The following is a 14,249-nucleotide window of genomic DNA, read 5'->3' on the forward strand; positions in this document are numbered from 1 at the left end:
AGCAGGTACCGGCGCGCGTTCAGCGGCCTTCGGTGGCCTTCGGATCGGCCGCGGTGTTGGCCGCCGTGCTGGCGGCGGGCGGCCGCGCGTGCGGCCGTTCGGGGCTCGGCTCGCCCGGCGCCGAATCGTGCGGATACAGTTCCATCCGGCTGCGCGGCAGGCATTGCGGGAAACGCGCCTGCAGGTACGCGATCAAGCCCTCGCGCACGCGGCAACGCAGATCCCAGCACGCCGACGAGTCGGCCGCACTGACGAGCGCGCGCAACTGCATCGTGCGCTCGGTGGCATCGGTCACCTGCAGCACCTGCACGCGGCCGTCCCACTCGGGCGCCGCATGGACGAGCCGCGCGAGTTCCTCGCGCAGCGGCGCGAGCGGCGTGCGGTAGTCGACCGACAGGTAGACCGTGCCGATGATCTCCGAGCTGTGGCGCGTCCAGTTCGTGAACGGGTTTTCGATGATCCACTGCAACGGGACGACCAGCCTGCGCTGGTCCCACAGCCGCACCGACACGAACGAGCCGGTGATTTCCTCGATGCGGCCCCACTCGCCCTGGATCACGACGACGTCGTCGAGCCGGATCGGCTGCGTGAGCGCGATCTGCAGCCCGGCGATCAGGTTGCCGAGCACCGGCCGCGCGGCGATACCGGCGACGAGGCCGGCGACGCCGGCCGACGCCAGCAGGCTCGCGCCGACCTGGCGCACGTTCGGGAACGTCATCAGCGCGGCGCCCGTGCCGATGACGACGATCAGCACCATGACGGTCCGCACGAGCACCTTGGCCTGCGTGTGGACGCGCCGCGCGTGGAGGTTGTCGGCCGCATCCATCGGATGGGCCTGGATGATCGCGTCGCCGACGCCGGCCGCGAGCCGCACCAGCAGCCAGGTCAGCGATACGATGGAGCCGACCGCGGCCGCGGCGCGCATCCCGCCCACGAACGACATGCCTTCGTCGGTCTGGATCCACAGGAATTCGAGCGCAAGCAGCGCGAGCGTGACGAGCGAAGGTTTGTCGATGTAGCGCAGGATCACGCTCATCAGCGGATACGGCTGCGCGATGCGCTTGACGATGCGTGCGCCGAGACGGTGCACGATCACGACGACCAGCACGACCATGACCGACACGATCAGCGTGCCGGACCACGAATGCAACGGCGCATCGGCGATGCGCTGCAATTCCTCGATTGAATTCATCGGCGCCCGGGATGCTTCGGTTATGAGGCGCGGCGGCCTCGTCCTGGATGCGTCGGCGACGTCCGGGCAGCGCGCACCCGGACCCGGTGTCAGATCAACTGCCGCCCTTGCAGGGGAATGCCTTGCCGAGACCGAGCGACACCGCGGTGCTCGCGTTGTAGTCGGCCAGCTTCGGGTTCTCCGCGATGTACTTGCGCACCGCGTCGGTCATCTGCTGCGCCCGGATGTCGGGCGGCAGGCAGAAATACTGCCCGACGCGCGGCCCGGTGGTGCCGCCGATCGCGTCGATCGTGTTGTAGACGCCATCGGCGGCGCCTTCGATGTAGGCCGCGCACGACGCCCGCGACTTGACGTCCGTCTTCGCGCACAGCCGGTCGAGATCCGCGCCCGTGAAAGCCGCCGCCGACAACGGCACGGCAAACGCCGCGGCACAAAACATAGCCCGCAACATGGTGTTCCTTATGTCAATGCGGCCTCGGGCCGCTTGCTGCGCTGACCGGCGCGGCGGCCGGACGCCCGCTGCCGGCCGGGTTGCGGCCGGCCGGGCGCTGCGCCACCGCGCCGAAACCGTCATTTTGCACTCTTTTGCGCATCTGCCGGCGCCGATGCACCGACGCGCACCGTCCGCTTGCTCAGGATGTCGATCGCATCCGGCGCCTTGTAGTGCTGCGCGAACTCGAGCGCGGTGATGCCGAGCTGGTTCTTCACCTGCGGATCGGCGCCCTGGTCGAGCAGCAGGTTGACCGTCGACGCGTGGTTGCCGCGCGCGGCCATCATCAGCGGCGTCGTGCCGTTCGGCGACGCGGTGTCGATATACGCGTCATGGTCGAGCAGGACCTTGACGACCTCGTCCTGGCCGTTGGTGGCCGCGTAGTGCAGCGGCGCCCAGCCCTTCTTGCTGACTTCCGCGCCCTTGTCGATCAGCAGCTTGACGAGCCCGACGTCGCCGTTCAGCGACGCGAGCATCAGCGCGTTCTCGCCGGCCTTGTCTTCCTTCTCGAGGTCGACGTTCGGCGTCGTGGCGAGCGCCGCGGCGACCTTGTCGGACTTCTCGCGCGCGGCGATCACGAGCAGCGGGTCGCCGTTCGGTGCGATCGTGTTCGGATCGAGCTTGCCGCTCTTGAGCTGCTTGCCGATGTCGGCGATGTCGTCGAACTTGACCGCCTTGACGATCGCGTCGAGCGACTCGGCATGCGCGCCGGCGGCGGCAAACAGGCCGCTCGCGACGAGCGCGGCGGCGACGAGGGCGCGCTTGGGCAGGTATGTGGTCGGCTTCGTCATTGTTGTGGGCTCCTTCCCTGGGTTGTCGGCTGGGCGCGCGTCGTTAGCGGGCGATCTTGAACAGCCGGAAAAAGTTCTGGGTCGTCGCATCGGCCAGCGCCTCGACGGGGATGCCGCGCTCGGATGCGATAAAGCGTCCGACATGGCTGACGTACGCAGGTTCATTCGGCTTGCCGCGATACGGCACCGGCGCGAGGTACGGCGAGTCGGTCTCGATCAGCAGCCGCTCGAGCGGCACCCGCCGCGCGACGTCCTGCACGTCGGTCGCGTTCTTGAACGTGACGATCCCCGACAGCGAGATATGGAAGTTCTGCGCGAGCGCCTGCTCGGCGACGGGCCAAGGCTCGGTGAAGCAGTGCATCACGCCGCCCGGCACGTCCGCGCGTTCCTCGGCCATGATCCGCAGCGTGTCTTCCGACGACGAGCGCGTATGGATGATCAGCGGCTTCATCGTCGCGGTCGCCGCGCGGATATGCGTGCGAAAGCGTTCGCGCTGCCATTCCATGTCGGCGATCGAGCGGCCTTCGAGGCGGTAGTAGTCGAGGCCCGTCTCGCCGATCGCGACGACTTTCGGGTGCGCGGCCAGCTCGATCAGTTCCGCGAGCGTCGGCTCGCGTGCGTCCTCGTGGTCCGGATGCACGCCGACCGACGCGTACACGTTGTCGTGCGCCTGCGCGATCGCGAGCACGTCGGGCAGCGTCTCGAAGTCGACCGACACGCACAGCGCATGCGTGACGTCGTGCTCGCGCATGTTCTCCAGCACGGCCGGCAGGCGGTCGGCGAGACCCTTGAAATTGATGTGGCAGTGAGAATCGACGAACATCGTGTTTCCTGAATACGTAAGGCGGGCGCTCATGCGCTCGCCGGCAGCCGTTTCCCCTCTTCAAGGAAACAATACGCGCTCACGCGAACATTTCCCGATAACCGAGAAACAGTTCCTCGAAGACGAGCCGGGCGTTGAGCGGATGGTTCTCGACCGTCCGCTGGCGCGTCACGGCCTTCATGAAGCGTGCGAACGCATTCGCGTCGACGGCTTCCGCGCAACGCGCGAGCGCGGCCGCCTGCATCGGGAAGTAGCGCGGCGCGCCCGCCATCCGCTGCGCGAGCAGATCGTACAGCCAGCGCTGCAGCCAGCCGAGCACCAGCGGCACCGGCAGCTTCTGCAGCGTCTCGCCGCACGCGAACGGATCGCACGCGGCGCCGGCGGCGAGCTGGCCGAGCGTGAAATCGCGCAGCGGGCGGTTCTCGTCGCTCGCGAGCGCCAGCGCGGCGAGCGGCGCGCCGCCGGCTTCGGCGAGCAGCGCGCGCGCATCGTCGACGCCCTGCGCCGCGAGCCACGCCGCGGCCGCATCGGGCGCCGGCACGGTCATCGGCCACTGCCGGCAGCGGCTGATGATGGTCGGCAGCAGCCGGTCGATGCGCGCCGACACCAGCAGGAACACGACGCCGGACGGCGGCTCCTCCAGCGTCTTCAGCAGCGCATTCGACGCGGCGACGTTCAGCGCCTCGGCCGGGTACAGCACGACGACGCGCGCGCCGCCGCGGTGCGAACCGACCCCGCAGAAGTCGAGCAGCGCACGCACCTGCTCGATCTTGATTTCCTTGCTCGGCGCGCGCGTCTTCTTGCCGCCTTCGTCCGCGTCGGCCGGCTTCGCGTCGTCGGCCGCGCCCGGCGCTTCGCCCGCGAGCGCCTCGGGCAGCACGATCCGGTAGTCCGGATGGTTGCCCTGCGCGAACCACGTGCAGGCCGCGCAGGTGCCGCACGGCTCGCCGTTCGGCTGCGGCGCCTCGCACAGGAAGCCCTGCGCGAGATGCTGCGCGAACTGCAGCTTGCCGATCCCGGCCTGGCCGTGCAGCAGCAGCGCATGCGGCCACTGCGCGCGCAGTTGCTGCAGGCGGTTCCAGTCGTCGGTCTGCCACGGATAGATCATGTGGTGCGTTCCTTGCGGGTTACAGCGCGGCGAGCACGCGTTCGAGCTGCTGGCGGATCTCGGGAATCGACTGCGTCGCGTCGACGATCGCGAAGCGGTGCGGCGCCTCTTCCGCGCGCCGCAGGTATTCGGCGCGGGTACGCGAGAAAAACGCGTCCGATTCGCTTTCGAACTTGTCGGGCATGCGCGCGGCGCCGCGGCGCTCGCTCGCCACCTGCGGCGCGACGTCGAACAGCACCGTCAGGTCGGGCTGGAAACCGCCCTGCACCCAGCGCTCGAGCGTCTCGAGCTTGTCGCGCGGCAGCCCGCGGCCGCCGCCCTGGTAGGCGAAGGTCGCGTCGGTGAAGCGGTCGGACACAACCCAGTCGCCGCGCGCGAGCGCCGGCTCGATCACGAGCGCGAGATGCTCGCGACGCGCGGCGAACATCAGCAGCGCCTCCGTCTCGAGATCCATCGGCTGGTTCAGCAGGATCTCGCGCAGCTTCTCGCCGAGCTGCGTGCCGCCCGGCTCGCGGGTGACGACGACCTGCCGGCCGCTCGCGGCCAGCCTCGCCTGGAGGCGTTCGCAGAACCATTGCAGGTGGGTGGTCTTCCCCGCCCCGTCGATGCCTTCGAAGGTGATGAATTTACCGCTCGGCATTATTGACCTCGTATGTACTTGTCCACGGCCTTGTTGTGATCGCCGAGCGTGTCCGAGAACACGCTCGTGCCATCGCCCTTCGCGACGAAATAGAGCGCGCTCGTCGGCGCCGGATTGATCGCCGCCTGCAGCGAGGCGACGCCCGGCAGCGCGATCGGTGTCGGCGGCAGGCCGCGGCGCGTATAGGTATTGTAAGGAGTGTCGGCCTGCAGGTCGCGCTTGCGCAGGCGGCCGTCGTACGCGTCGCCGAGGCCGTAGATCACCGATGGATCGGTCTGCAGCGGCATCCCGATGCGCAGCCGGTTCGCGAACACCGCCGCGACGAACGCGCGATCGGCCGCATGGCCCGTTTCCTTTTCGACGATCGACGCGATCGTCAGCGCTTCGTAAGGCGTCTTGTACGGCAGCCCCGGCGCGCGCGCGGCCCATGCTTCGTCGAGGCGCGTCTGCATCAGGTGGTAGGCACGCCGGTAGATGTTCAGGTCGCTCGTGCCCTTGTCGAACAGGTAGGTGTCGGGGAAAAACAGCCCCTCGCCGCTGCCGCGCTGGATCGCGTTGTCGGGGGCGCCGATCGCGCGCAGCAGCTCGGCGTCGCTCATGCCGGCCGTCGCGTGCGCGAGATCGGGATTGCCGTCGAGTTCCGCGCGCATCCGCTTGAAGGTCCAGCCCTCGATCACCGTCGCGACGTACTCGTTCACGTCGCCGCGCGCGATCTTCTGCAGCACGTCGTACGGCGTGATGCCGGTCTTGAATTCGTAGTTGCCGGACTTCAGTCGGCTCGACAGCCCGAGCAGGCGCGTCATCGCGACGAAGCCGAACGGCTCGACCGGCACGCCGCCGTGCTTGAGCTGCAGCGCGACGCTCTTCACGCTGCTGCGCGGCTTGATCGTGACGTCGAGCGTTGCGGCGCCCAGCAGCAGCGGCCGGGTCGCCCAGTAATACCCGCCGCCCGCGCCGGCAGCGGCCACAACGACGGCCAGCGCCACGACCGTCGCGGCGCATTTCTTCAGTAGGGACATGGAAACGAGACTCAGGTAAGACCCATATAATACTTGCTCGCCTCCGTCAAAGTCAGGGTTGACTGTTCCCTCATTCCATGAGCACACCATTCGCTTCACCGGCTGCCCAGCCCGCACCCGTCTCGCTCCCCGTTTTCCCCCGCCCGTCCGCCGCCGATTTCGACGCGCCGGGCGCCTGCATGCCGCTTGCGCAGTTCGGCGTGATCGACGTGGCCGGCGACGACGCCGCGACGTTCCTGCACACCCAGCTCACCAACGACATCGAGCATCTCGATGCCGCGAGCGCGCGCCTGTCCGGCTATTGCTCGCCGAAGGGCCGCCTGCTCGCGTCGTTCCTCGCCTGGCGCGCCGGTCACGGCGTGCGCCTGCTCGTCTCGAAGGACGTCCAGGCCGCCGTGCAGAAACGGCTGTCGATGTTCGTGCTGCGCGCGAAGGCGAAACTGACGGACGCGAGCGACACGCTCGCGGTGGTCGGCTTCGCGGGCGACGTGCGCGAAGCGCTGTCGGGCATCTTCGACGCGCTGCCGGACGGCGTGCACGTGAAGGTCGACGGCCCGGCCGGGGCGCTGATCCGCGTCCCGGACGCGGCCGGCCGCAAGCGCTACCTGTGGATCGGGCCGCGCGCGGAAGTCGACGCGCGTCTCGCCGCGCTCGCCGGCACGCTGCCGGTCGTGTCGCCGGCCGTTTGGGACTGGCTCGACGTGCGCGCGGGCGAGCCGCGCATCACGCAGCCGGCCGTCGAACAGTTCGTGCCGCAAATGGTCAACTTCGACGTGATCGGCGCCGTTAACTTCAGGAAGGGGTGCTACCCGGGCCAGGAAATCGTCGCGCGCAGCCAGTACCGCGGCACGATCAAGCGCCGTACCGCGCTCGCGCACGTCGCCGGCGAGACCGACACCGTGCATGCCGGCGTCGAGCTGTTCCACAGCGACGACCCGGGCCAGCCGTGCGGGATGATCGTCAACGCGGCGGCCGCGCCCGCGGGCGGCGTCGACACGCTGGTCGAGATCAAGCTGGCCGCGCTCGACAGCGGCACCGTGCACCTCGGTTCGGCCGACGGTCCGGCACTCGCGTTCGACGCGTTGCCGTACGCGTGGCCGACGGAAGCGTGACGCACTGACAACCCGGTCGCACGCCGGCTCGCACGATGCAGCCGGCGCCCGATGTTTCCTGCGAGAGATTCGCCCGATGTGTCTGATTGCCTTCGACTGGCAGCCCGATGCCGCCGCCGGTCCCGTCTTTACCCTGACCGCCAACCGCGACGAGTTCTTTCGCCGTACGAGTGCGCCGCTTTCGTGGTGGGAGGATGTGCCGGGCGTGCTGGCCGGCCGCGATCTCGAAGCGGGCGGCACGTGGCTCGGCGTATCGCGCGACGGCCGCTTCGCGGCGCTGACCAATTACCGCGCGCCGTTCGACATTCGCGCGGGCGCGCCGACCCGCGGCAAGCTCGTGTCCGATTTCCTCCGCGGCCCGTCCGTCGCGCCGCTCGACTATCTCGGCGAGCTGGCCGAGCACGCGGCCGTGTACAACGGCTTCAACCTGCTGGTCGGCGACTGGAAGCGGCGCGAGCTCGCGTGGTTCTGCAACCGCGCGGCCGAAGGCGAAACCCGCGTCGCCGCGCCGGTCGCGATCGCCGCCGGCGTGCATGCGCTGTCGAATGCCCGGCTCGATACGCCCTGGCCCAAAGTCGTGCGCAAGCGCGCGGAACTCGGCACGCTGCTGACCGACAACCCGGCCCCGTCGCTCGACGAGCTGATCGAGCTGATGCGCGATCCGCATGTCGCGGACGACGACGCGCTGCCGCACACCGGCATTCCGATCGAGCGCGAGCGCGCACTGTCGGCCGCGTTCATCGAGACACCCGAATACGGCACGCGCGGCACGACCGCGCTGCGCGTGACGATGAAGGAAGGTGTACGGCTGACAGTCGACATCAAGGAACGCTGCGACGACGACGGCTCGCACCGCACCGTTCGCCCGGGCAGTTTCGAGCGTGCGTTCACGTTCGACATCGACGCGACGCCGCCGCGCTGAGCCAGCGGCGGGAGCGGCGCGGGCGGCGCTACGGCGCGCGCGCCATCTCGACGTGCGGCACGCCGATTTCGACGAACGGCTCGCCGATTGCCGCGAAGCCGTGCCGCACGTAGAACGACACCGCGGCATCCTGCGCGTAGAGCCGCACGACCGGCTCGCCGCGATGCCGCGCCGCGTCCAGCAGCGCATGCAGCACGGCCGATCCGGCGCCCTGCCCGCGCGCGTCGGCCAGCACCGCGACGCGGCCGATCGTGCCGGTGCGCAGCAGCCGTCCCGTCGCGACCGCGCGGCGTGCGCCGGTCGCCGCATCGACCCGGTAGGCAACCGCGTGCAACGACAGCGGATCCTCGTCGTCCAGTTCCCATTCCGGCGGAATCCGCTGCTCGCGCACGAACACCGCATCGCGAATCCGTGCGGCATCGCCGCCCAGCACGGCCCAGTCGCCCGTTTCCACCCAGCCGTCGGTCATCGCTTCCTCCGCGCGGCGCCGGGCGCCGCCGCCGTCAAACGTCGTCGAATGCGGCCCTGAGCGCCGCCACCGCGTCGGCATGCGCGGCCCGCACCTCCGGCACGTAGCCGCCCATCTTGAAGAACTCGTGGATCATCCCCGGATAGCAGACCAGCGTAACCGTATTGCCTGCCGCGCGCAGCTTGTCCGCGTACGCGGCGCCCTCGTCGCTCAGCGGATCGTATTCGGCCGTCGCGATCCAGGCCGGCGCGACACCGGCGAACGACGGCGCGTCGCGCGTGCCGTCGAGCGGCGCGAAGCGCCAGTCGTCGCGGTCGGACCGATCGCGCAAGTATTGCGTGAAGAACCACTGGATCGTGTCCTGCGTCAGCAGGTAGCCGTTCGCGAGCCGTCCGTGGGATTCGGTGTCCTGGTGACCCGTCACGCCCGGATAGATCAGCAGTTGCAGCGCAAGCCCGATGCCCGCGTCGCGCGCGAGCACCGCGCAGACCGTCGCGAGCGTGCCGCCCGCGCTGTCGCCGCCGACCGCGAGCCGCGTCGCATCGATGCCGAATGCGGCGGCCTCGCGATGCAGCCAGCGCAGTGCATCGTCGGCGTCGTTTACCGCGGTCGGGAACCGGTGTTCGGGCGCAAGCCGGTAGTCGACCGACAACACCGCGCATTGCGCGTCGCGCGCAAACATCCGGCACAGCGCGTCGTGCGTATCGACGCTGCCGACCGTGAAGCCACCGCCGTGGTAATAGACGAGCGCCGGCAGCGGTTCGGCGAGGCTCGGCTCGACCGGAAGGTACAGCCGCGCGCCGATCGAGCGGCCGTCGCGTGTCGGCACGACGCAGGCCTCGACCGAATGCATCGGCGCCGGCGCGACGTCGAGGATCGGCGCGCTCTTCTCGTACGCGGCGCGCGCCTGCTGCGCCGTCTGGTGGTGATAGGACGGACGTTTCGCGCGCTCGACCATGTCGAGCACCTGGGCAATCTTCGGATTCAGCGGCATCGGTGAGGACGGCGCGAACGGCGCCGTGAACGAACAAGCGTCACATGATGCCACGCCGCGCGGTGCCGGGCCGCCACGCAAAACGGCCCTGCCGGTGAAAAGGCAGGGCCGTTCGTCGAGGGCGCTTACGCGTCGCTCGGGCCGGGCTGCGCATCCGGCGCGGTGCGGGTGCGTTGCCGCTTGATGTCGCGGCCCACCGCGAGCCGCCGCATGTACTTGAACGTGCCGAGCGCCTTCGCGACGAAGTTGCCGTCGCTGTCGCGCACTTCGCCTTCGCAATACGCCATCGTCGTCGAACGATGCATCACGCGTCCGTATGCGCGCAACTCGCCGCGCCCGGGCTGCATGAAGTTCACCTTCATCTCGACCGTGACGACGCCGACGCCGTCGTCGGTCAGGCTGCGCGCGGCCATCGCGAGCGCGATGTCCGACAACGTCATCGTCACGCCGCCGTGCGCGATGCTCCACGTGTTCATGTGCCGCTCGTCGAGCGGCAGCACGATCTCGCTCGCACCGTCCTTCGCGGACACGAGCCGCACGCCGAGCAGGTCGACGAACGGGCTTTCGATCGACGGGCCGGCCGCCGGGGATGTCGCGTCGCTCATCGTGCGCTGTCGGACAGGTAGTCGACGCACTGGCGCGATTCGGCCACCGCCACGATGAACTTCTTCACTTCCTGGTGAACCGGGTGCACCTGATACGCATCGAGCGCGGCCTGGTCCGTGAAATCGGACACGAGCACGACGTCGGACGTCGCTTCGAGGCCCGGCGTCGCGATGCCGACGTCGAGTTGCAGGATGCCCGGCACGAGGTCGCGGCAGCCTTCGAGCTTTTCCTTCAGCTTCAGCGCGTTCTGCGCGCGCGTGCCGCCTTCGGCCGATTCCTTCAGCTTCCACATGACGATATGTCTGATCACTTCGTTCGCTCCAGTTCGTGTTGGTTCGCCTATCCGGCTGAAACCCTTGCTGGCCGGGCATTTCCCGACATCTTACTGTTCGCCTACGTTCGTCAGAAATCGCGCCCAGCCGGGAAAAAAGCGGGTATCTAAGCGGGTATCATTTCATACTTCCAACGACGATACCCGCTTTCTCACCGTGCCACTTACTGACGTCAAGATCCGACAAGCGAAGGCAGGCACCAAGCCTACCAAACTTACCGACTCCAATGGGCTGTATCTTGAGGTTCGCCCGTCGGGCTCCAAGCTCTGGCGATACCGATACAGGATTGCCGGGAAGGAGAATCTGTTCGCGATCGGCGAATACCCCGCCGTCAGCCTGCAAGACGCTCGCCGGGCGCGAGACGATGCTCGCGCACTCGTCAAGAAGGGCTTGCACCCGTCTCATGCACGGCAGGAAGTGCTTTCCAAGACCATCAGCGAAGGCAAAGCAACTTTCCGAGCCGTTAGCGATGAATGGCTTGCGAAGAAGAAGAGATCCTGGACAGAGCCTCACTACGGGGACATTTTGCGTATGCTCGAGGCCGATGCGTATCCCTATATCGGTAGCCGCCCCATGCGCTCGATCACCGCGCACGACGTGCTTTCCTTAGTGCGCCGAGTCGAAGAGCGTGGATCCCCATCCGTCGCGATCAAATTGCGCCAGTACGTGTCGAACGTGTTCCAGTACGCGGTCATCACTCTACGGGCCGATTCAGATCCTGCGTCCGTTCTACGTGGATCCGTTGTTAAGCCACCGACTGAGAACGCTCGACCGCTGAGTCGCGATGAACTGAAAGCACTGTTCCGGCAGCTCCCAACCTATAAGAGTAAACGCACCGTGATTGCGATCCGGCTGCTGATGATGCTGTTCCCACGCACGATTGAGCTTTGTAGAGCGCGCTGGGAAGAAATCGACCTGGGTACCGCTGAGTGGAAGGTCCCGCCTGAGAAGATCAAATCGCGACGGCTACACATCGTTCCATTGCCAAAACAAGCGCTGCCCCTACTGCGCGAGCTGCAGGAGATGTACGGCAACCGCGGATACCTCTTGCCCATTCTTCACAGCAATCGAAAGCTCCCCTATATGAGCCGAGCGACGATCAACAGGGCAATCGACTACATGGTTCCGGACAACCCCGAGCCAATTACCGGCCACGATTTTCGAGCCACGGCGTCCACCCAGCTTCACGAAATGGGCTGGAAGGACGAAGTTGTTGAAATGCAGCTGTCACACAAGGACAAGGACAAGACGCGCTCGACATATAATCACGCGAAATACCTGCCGGAGCGGCGAGAAATGATGCAAGCTTGGGCAGACTGGCTAAGCGAAGTCGAAAACGAGGCATTACCCGGCGGGACACTGGGCAGCGGAGTTGTCAATGCCTGATGATGCAGCAGTACCTGCGTCTTAGCTGACAAGGCTTCAAATTGAAAGCAACACCAAAAACTACGCTTTCGTTTTCGACCCGAGCATCACGGTTTCGATATTGCAGCTTGCTGGCAGTGCAATGCGACCGTGATCACGACATCGTGATGTCGCCCATGGTGATCTGTGGTCAGATCATGACTTACATAAGTCTCAAAAAAATGTTCTGACTCAACCCACTCTTTGGAGCCTTGTAGTGGCGACACTAGCTGAATTTGCCAGTAGGTTCGATCTGAATAGTCTCTCAACCGACTGGATGGAGACATCCATGTGGGGATGCATAAGGACGCGCACGGAGCCCGTCTCCGCTCGTCAGTATCTGAGATTTGCCGAACTTGACATTGAGGAGGGTAACACCCCTCGGCATCTCGTTAATGCGATCACCAACGCGAAACGGGCGTTGCATCTCCGCATAGAGGATGTTTGCAATGGGTTCGGTTTCGAGAAGCTTGGCGGCTCAAGACGTTTTCCCAGCATGGTCAAATTCATTTCATCGCTTGGAATTACCGCGCCACGCTTGCTCGTTCGACTCAACAAGCTGAGGAACGAAGTCGAGCATGACTATGTATTACCTAGCCGCCAGGATGTCGAGACATTTCTCGATGTGGCGAGTCTGTTTGTCGCTGCCACCGATAGGTGGGTGGATAGGCAACCGTGCGAGGCCGAAAGTTACGGGGATACGGGGTCAGTCGGCGAAGGCTTTGAGTTGACGAAGATGAGATTTGACTGGGAACTTGGAACGGTGAAGCTGGACTTCAGAGAGGCAGGTTCAGGATTGATGGGACCACGTGTGACCACTGAGTTTCATATTCCATCTGATGAATTCTTCATCTGCGCGAGATTCGCCATTGAATTGGACGGCGTGCGTTGACTGTGAGTAAAGACGTAAGAAAATCAGCGCCGGTATTTTGGGCGGCGGATACCAGCCGTTCCGGCTATACACGCCCGAAGAGGCTGCTAAATCGGCAAGGCTGTCTTGAATCGTCTCGAATTCCGGCACCGCATGTCGGCTGTTGAGCAAAAATAGCAGTGCGCGTCGAGTCTTTGCGCATCACCTTGCTGGCTGTCAACACAGACACCTTGCGGCCTCGTGGCGCAAGTTTCCGATTAACGTTGCGTTAGGCGTCCGAGGCACCGATATGACCCGCATACGTGGAAGAGCTACGACGAAGACGTTTGTCTACATGTGGATCGGAGCGCGCCACATGCTTGACTTGGCGAAGGCGTCGAGAGAAGGCCAGCTCTATACCTGCCTGTCTGCCCTTGTTCTGTCTGCTTTCATGCTTGAGGCGTACCTGAATCACTTGGGCGGGCTCAAACACAAGGACTGGGACGCTCTCGAGCGTAAGCAGTCAAAGACCAAGAAGTTCCGCACGTTCGCTGCTCAATCAGGCATAAACGTCAACTTGACCGAACGGCCCTACAAATCACTGGTGACTCTGTTTGCCTATCGCGACTCCATGGCGCATGGCAAGACAGTGACAGAGGAAATCGACGCCGAGGTCGATATCGACTCGTCAATTGCGGCCTCCATCCCTAGCGCGGAGTGGCAGCAGTTTGCGACACTCGATACGGCGGAAGAGTTGCTCACTGATGCAGTTGCAATCATTCGTCAGTTGCACGCTGCAAGCGGATACCACGACGATCCGTTTGGGTCTGGCGGTGGTGGCCTGTATGCAGTCTCACACACAGACACAGACGCCTAGCGGACGACCGCCATGCCGCAGCGATTGGTCTGCTGCCGGGCGCGTTCGAGCAAACCATCAGGCAACTTCTCCAACACATCAAAGAGACTGGACTATGCCGACAAACATCGAGAAATTCGACGAACTTGCTGCCAATGTTTTTGCGAATCTGTACGAAAACTTTCCCGTTCGCATCTCGCTTTTTGCAAACACCTTTGGATACGATCTCTCGTATAAGACAAACAAAGTTGGTGGCGTAATCTACAATTCGCCAGCTGATTGCGCGTTTTTTACTGACGCGCTCAAATGGCTCCGAATGGCGGGATACATCGATTTCTCGATCTCTGCGTCCGGACCTTGGGGTAATGCCGTTCTCACCGCAAAGGGACTTGAAGTCCTGAAGGCAACTCCCTCATCGATCAGTCCGTCCCAACCGATGGGCGACTATTTGGTTCAAGGGATTCGTAGCGGGGCAAAAGCAGCAGTATCAAAGGGAATTACGTACGTGCTCTCACAAGGCGCTTCGCTTGCATGGCACGCGATTACTACAGGGACTAGCTCGTAGGTACCGGATGTTGTGATACTGACCTGCCCCCGGTTTTAGTCCGAACTGCAGTTAGAGTCCGAGGTTAAAAACTGCC

At 65.3% G+C, this 14,249-nt stretch carries 17 protein-coding genes; 6 read left to right on the forward strand and 11 right to left on the reverse strand.

Annotated elements, in window-relative coordinates; all coding sequences use genetic code 11:
* Positions 1–19: 19 nt before the first annotated feature.
* From U4Z64_RS28700 to mltG, 7 genes are all read right to left on the reverse strand, one after another.
* A complete protein-coding gene (locus U4Z64_RS28700; protein WP_044843646.1) occupies positions 20–1,192 on the reverse strand; it encodes a mechanosensitive ion channel family protein in 1,173 nt (390 codons plus the stop codon).
* Between the two features lie 94 nt (positions 1,193–1,286).
* Positions 1,287–1,643 carry a Rap1a/Tai family immunity protein gene (locus U4Z64_RS28705; protein ID WP_044843647.1) on the reverse strand — a complete coding sequence of 119 codons (357 nt, stop codon included), beginning with the start codon at positions 1,641–1,643 and terminating at the stop codon, positions 1,287–1,289.
* A 119-nt stretch (positions 1,644–1,762) separates the two neighbouring features.
* Positions 1,763–2,473, reverse strand: coding sequence for an ankyrin repeat domain-containing protein (locus U4Z64_RS28710; RefSeq protein ID WP_321809175.1), 711 nt, complete (start codon positions 2,471–2,473; stop codon positions 1,763–1,765).
* A 43-nt stretch (positions 2,474–2,516) separates the two neighbouring features.
* Entirely contained in the window at positions 2,517–3,296 is a 780-nt protein-coding gene (locus U4Z64_RS28715; protein WP_124486262.1) for a TatD family hydrolase, read from the reverse strand.
* Between the two features lie 79 nt (positions 3,297–3,375).
* A complete protein-coding gene (locus U4Z64_RS28720) occupies positions 3,376–4,404 on the reverse strand; it encodes a DNA polymerase III subunit delta' (RefSeq protein WP_321805516.1) in 1,029 nt (342 codons plus the stop codon).
* A 19-nt stretch (positions 4,405–4,423) separates the two neighbouring features.
* Positions 4,424–5,044 carry a dTMP kinase gene (tmk, locus tag U4Z64_RS28725; RefSeq protein ID WP_321821731.1) on the reverse strand — a complete coding sequence of 207 codons (621 nt, stop codon included), beginning with the start codon at positions 5,042–5,044 and terminating at the stop codon, positions 4,424–4,426.
* Positions 5,044–6,063, reverse strand: coding sequence for an endolytic transglycosylase MltG (gene mltG / locus U4Z64_RS28730; RefSeq protein WP_044843652.1), 1,020 nt, complete (start codon positions 6,061–6,063; stop codon positions 5,044–5,046). Before mltG ends, tmk begins: the two co-directional genes overlap by 1 nt.
* 77 nt (positions 6,064–6,140) lie before the next feature.
* On the opposite strand from mltG, the gene U4Z64_RS28735 reads away from it, so the two are divergent.
* Entirely contained in the window at positions 6,141–7,175 is a 1,035-nt protein-coding gene (locus U4Z64_RS28735) for a folate-binding protein (protein ID WP_321821732.1), read from the forward strand.
* Positions 7,176–7,251: 76 nt separating this feature from the next.
* Complete coding sequence (locus U4Z64_RS28740; protein WP_124520189.1) at positions 7,252–8,097, forward strand: NRDE family protein; 846 nt, start codon at positions 7,252–7,254, stop codon at positions 8,095–8,097.
* 28 nt (positions 8,098–8,125) lie between these two features.
* Here the strand turns inward: U4Z64_RS28740 and U4Z64_RS28745 are convergent, their stop codons facing one another.
* The 4 genes from U4Z64_RS28745 to U4Z64_RS28760 all read right to left on the reverse strand — a co-directional run bounded on the left by U4Z64_RS28745 (position 8,126) and on the right by U4Z64_RS28760 (position 10,476).
* Positions 8,126–8,566: a GNAT family N-acetyltransferase gene (locus tag U4Z64_RS28745; RefSeq protein WP_044843655.1), complete on the reverse strand. Its 441-nt coding sequence runs from the start codon at positions 8,564–8,566 to the stop codon at positions 8,126–8,128.
* Between the two features lie 34 nt (positions 8,567–8,600).
* Complete coding sequence (locus U4Z64_RS28750) at positions 8,601–9,560, reverse strand: alpha/beta hydrolase (protein ID WP_044843656.1); 960 nt, start codon at positions 9,558–9,560, stop codon at positions 8,601–8,603.
* Between the two features lie 125 nt (positions 9,561–9,685).
* A complete protein-coding gene (locus U4Z64_RS28755; protein ID WP_124570151.1) occupies positions 9,686–10,165 on the reverse strand; it encodes a PaaI family thioesterase in 480 nt (159 codons plus the stop codon).
* Positions 10,162–10,476: a Dabb family protein gene (locus U4Z64_RS28760; RefSeq protein ID WP_121858954.1), complete on the reverse strand. Its 315-nt coding sequence runs from the start codon at positions 10,474–10,476 to the stop codon at positions 10,162–10,164. The genes U4Z64_RS28755 and U4Z64_RS28760 overlap by 4 nt, the downstream gene beginning before the upstream one ends.
* Here U4Z64_RS28760 and U4Z64_RS28765 point away from each other — a divergent pair.
* From U4Z64_RS28765 to U4Z64_RS28780, 4 genes are all read left to right on the forward strand, one after another.
* Positions 10,457–11,884 carry a tyrosine-type recombinase/integrase gene (locus U4Z64_RS28765; protein ID WP_321821733.1) on the forward strand — a complete coding sequence of 476 codons (1,428 nt, stop codon included), beginning with the start codon at positions 10,457–10,459 and terminating at the stop codon, positions 11,882–11,884. The two genes, U4Z64_RS28760 and U4Z64_RS28765, sit on opposite strands and share 20 nt — an antisense overlap.
* Before the next feature lie 235 nt (positions 11,885–12,119).
* On the forward strand, positions 12,120–12,794 hold the full coding sequence (locus U4Z64_RS28770; RefSeq protein WP_321821734.1) for a hypothetical protein: 675 nt from the start codon (positions 12,120–12,122) through the stop codon (positions 12,792–12,794).
* A 334-nt stretch (positions 12,795–13,128) separates the two neighbouring features.
* A complete protein-coding gene (locus tag U4Z64_RS28775; RefSeq protein ID WP_321821735.1) occupies positions 13,129–13,629 on the forward strand; it encodes a hypothetical protein in 501 nt (166 codons plus the stop codon).
* A 94-nt stretch (positions 13,630–13,723) separates the two neighbouring features.
* Positions 13,724–14,173 carry a hypothetical protein gene (locus U4Z64_RS28780; RefSeq protein WP_321821736.1) on the forward strand — a complete coding sequence of 150 codons (450 nt, stop codon included), beginning with the start codon at positions 13,724–13,726 and terminating at the stop codon, positions 14,171–14,173.
* The last annotated feature ends 76 nt before the right edge of the window (positions 14,174–14,249 follow it).

Source organism: Burkholderia sp. BCC1996 (assembly GCF_905339955.1).
Lineage (GTDB): Bacteria > Pseudomonadota > Gammaproteobacteria > Burkholderiales > Burkholderiaceae > Burkholderia.

Coding starts and splice junctions, on each gene's coding strand:
- U4Z64_RS28765 (WP_321821733.1), top strand. CDS start 10,457: ATGACGATATGTCTGATCACTTCGTTCGCTCCAGTTCGTGTTGGTTCG.
- U4Z64_RS28755 (WP_124570151.1), bottom strand. CDS start 10,165: ATGAGCGACGCGACATCCCCGGCGGCCGGCCCGTCGATCGAAAGCCCG.
- U4Z64_RS28750 (WP_044843656.1), bottom strand. CDS start 9,560: ATGCCGCTGAATCCGAAGATTGCCCAGGTGCTCGACATGGTCGAGCGC.
- U4Z64_RS28700 (WP_044843646.1), bottom strand. CDS start 1,192: ATGAATTCAATCGAGGAATTGCAGCGCATCGCCGATGCGCCGTTGCAT.
- U4Z64_RS28745 (WP_044843655.1), bottom strand. CDS start 8,566: ATGACCGACGGCTGGGTGGAAACGGGCGACTGGGCCGTGCTGGGCGGC.
- U4Z64_RS28705 (WP_044843647.1), bottom strand. CDS start 1,643: ATGTTGCGGGCTATGTTTTGTGCCGCGGCGTTTGCCGTGCCGTTGTCG.
- U4Z64_RS28710 (WP_321809175.1), bottom strand. CDS start 2,473: ATGACGAAGCCGACCACATACCTGCCCAAGCGCGCCCTCGTCGCCGCC.
- U4Z64_RS28775 (WP_321821735.1), top strand. CDS start 13,129: ATGCTTGACTTGGCGAAGGCGTCGAGAGAAGGCCAGCTCTATACCTGC.
- U4Z64_RS28720 (WP_321805516.1), bottom strand. CDS start 4,404: ATGATCTATCCGTGGCAGACCGACGACTGGAACCGCCTGCAGCAACTG.
- U4Z64_RS28735 (WP_321821732.1), top strand. CDS start 6,141: ATGAGCACACCATTCGCTTCACCGGCTGCCCAGCCCGCACCCGTCTCG.
- mltG (WP_044843652.1), bottom strand. CDS start 6,063: ATGTCCCTACTGAAGAAATGCGCCGCGACGGTCGTGGCGCTGGCCGTC.
- U4Z64_RS28780 (WP_321821736.1), top strand. CDS start 13,724: ATGCCGACAAACATCGAGAAATTCGACGAACTTGCTGCCAATGTTTTT.
- U4Z64_RS28740 (WP_124520189.1), top strand. CDS start 7,252: ATGTGTCTGATTGCCTTCGACTGGCAGCCCGATGCCGCCGCCGGTCCC.
- tmk (WP_321821731.1), bottom strand. CDS start 5,044: ATGCCGAGCGGTAAATTCATCACCTTCGAAGGCATCGACGGGGCGGGG.
- U4Z64_RS28715 (WP_124486262.1), bottom strand. CDS start 3,296: ATGTTCGTCGATTCTCACTGCCACATCAATTTCAAGGGTCTCGCCGAC.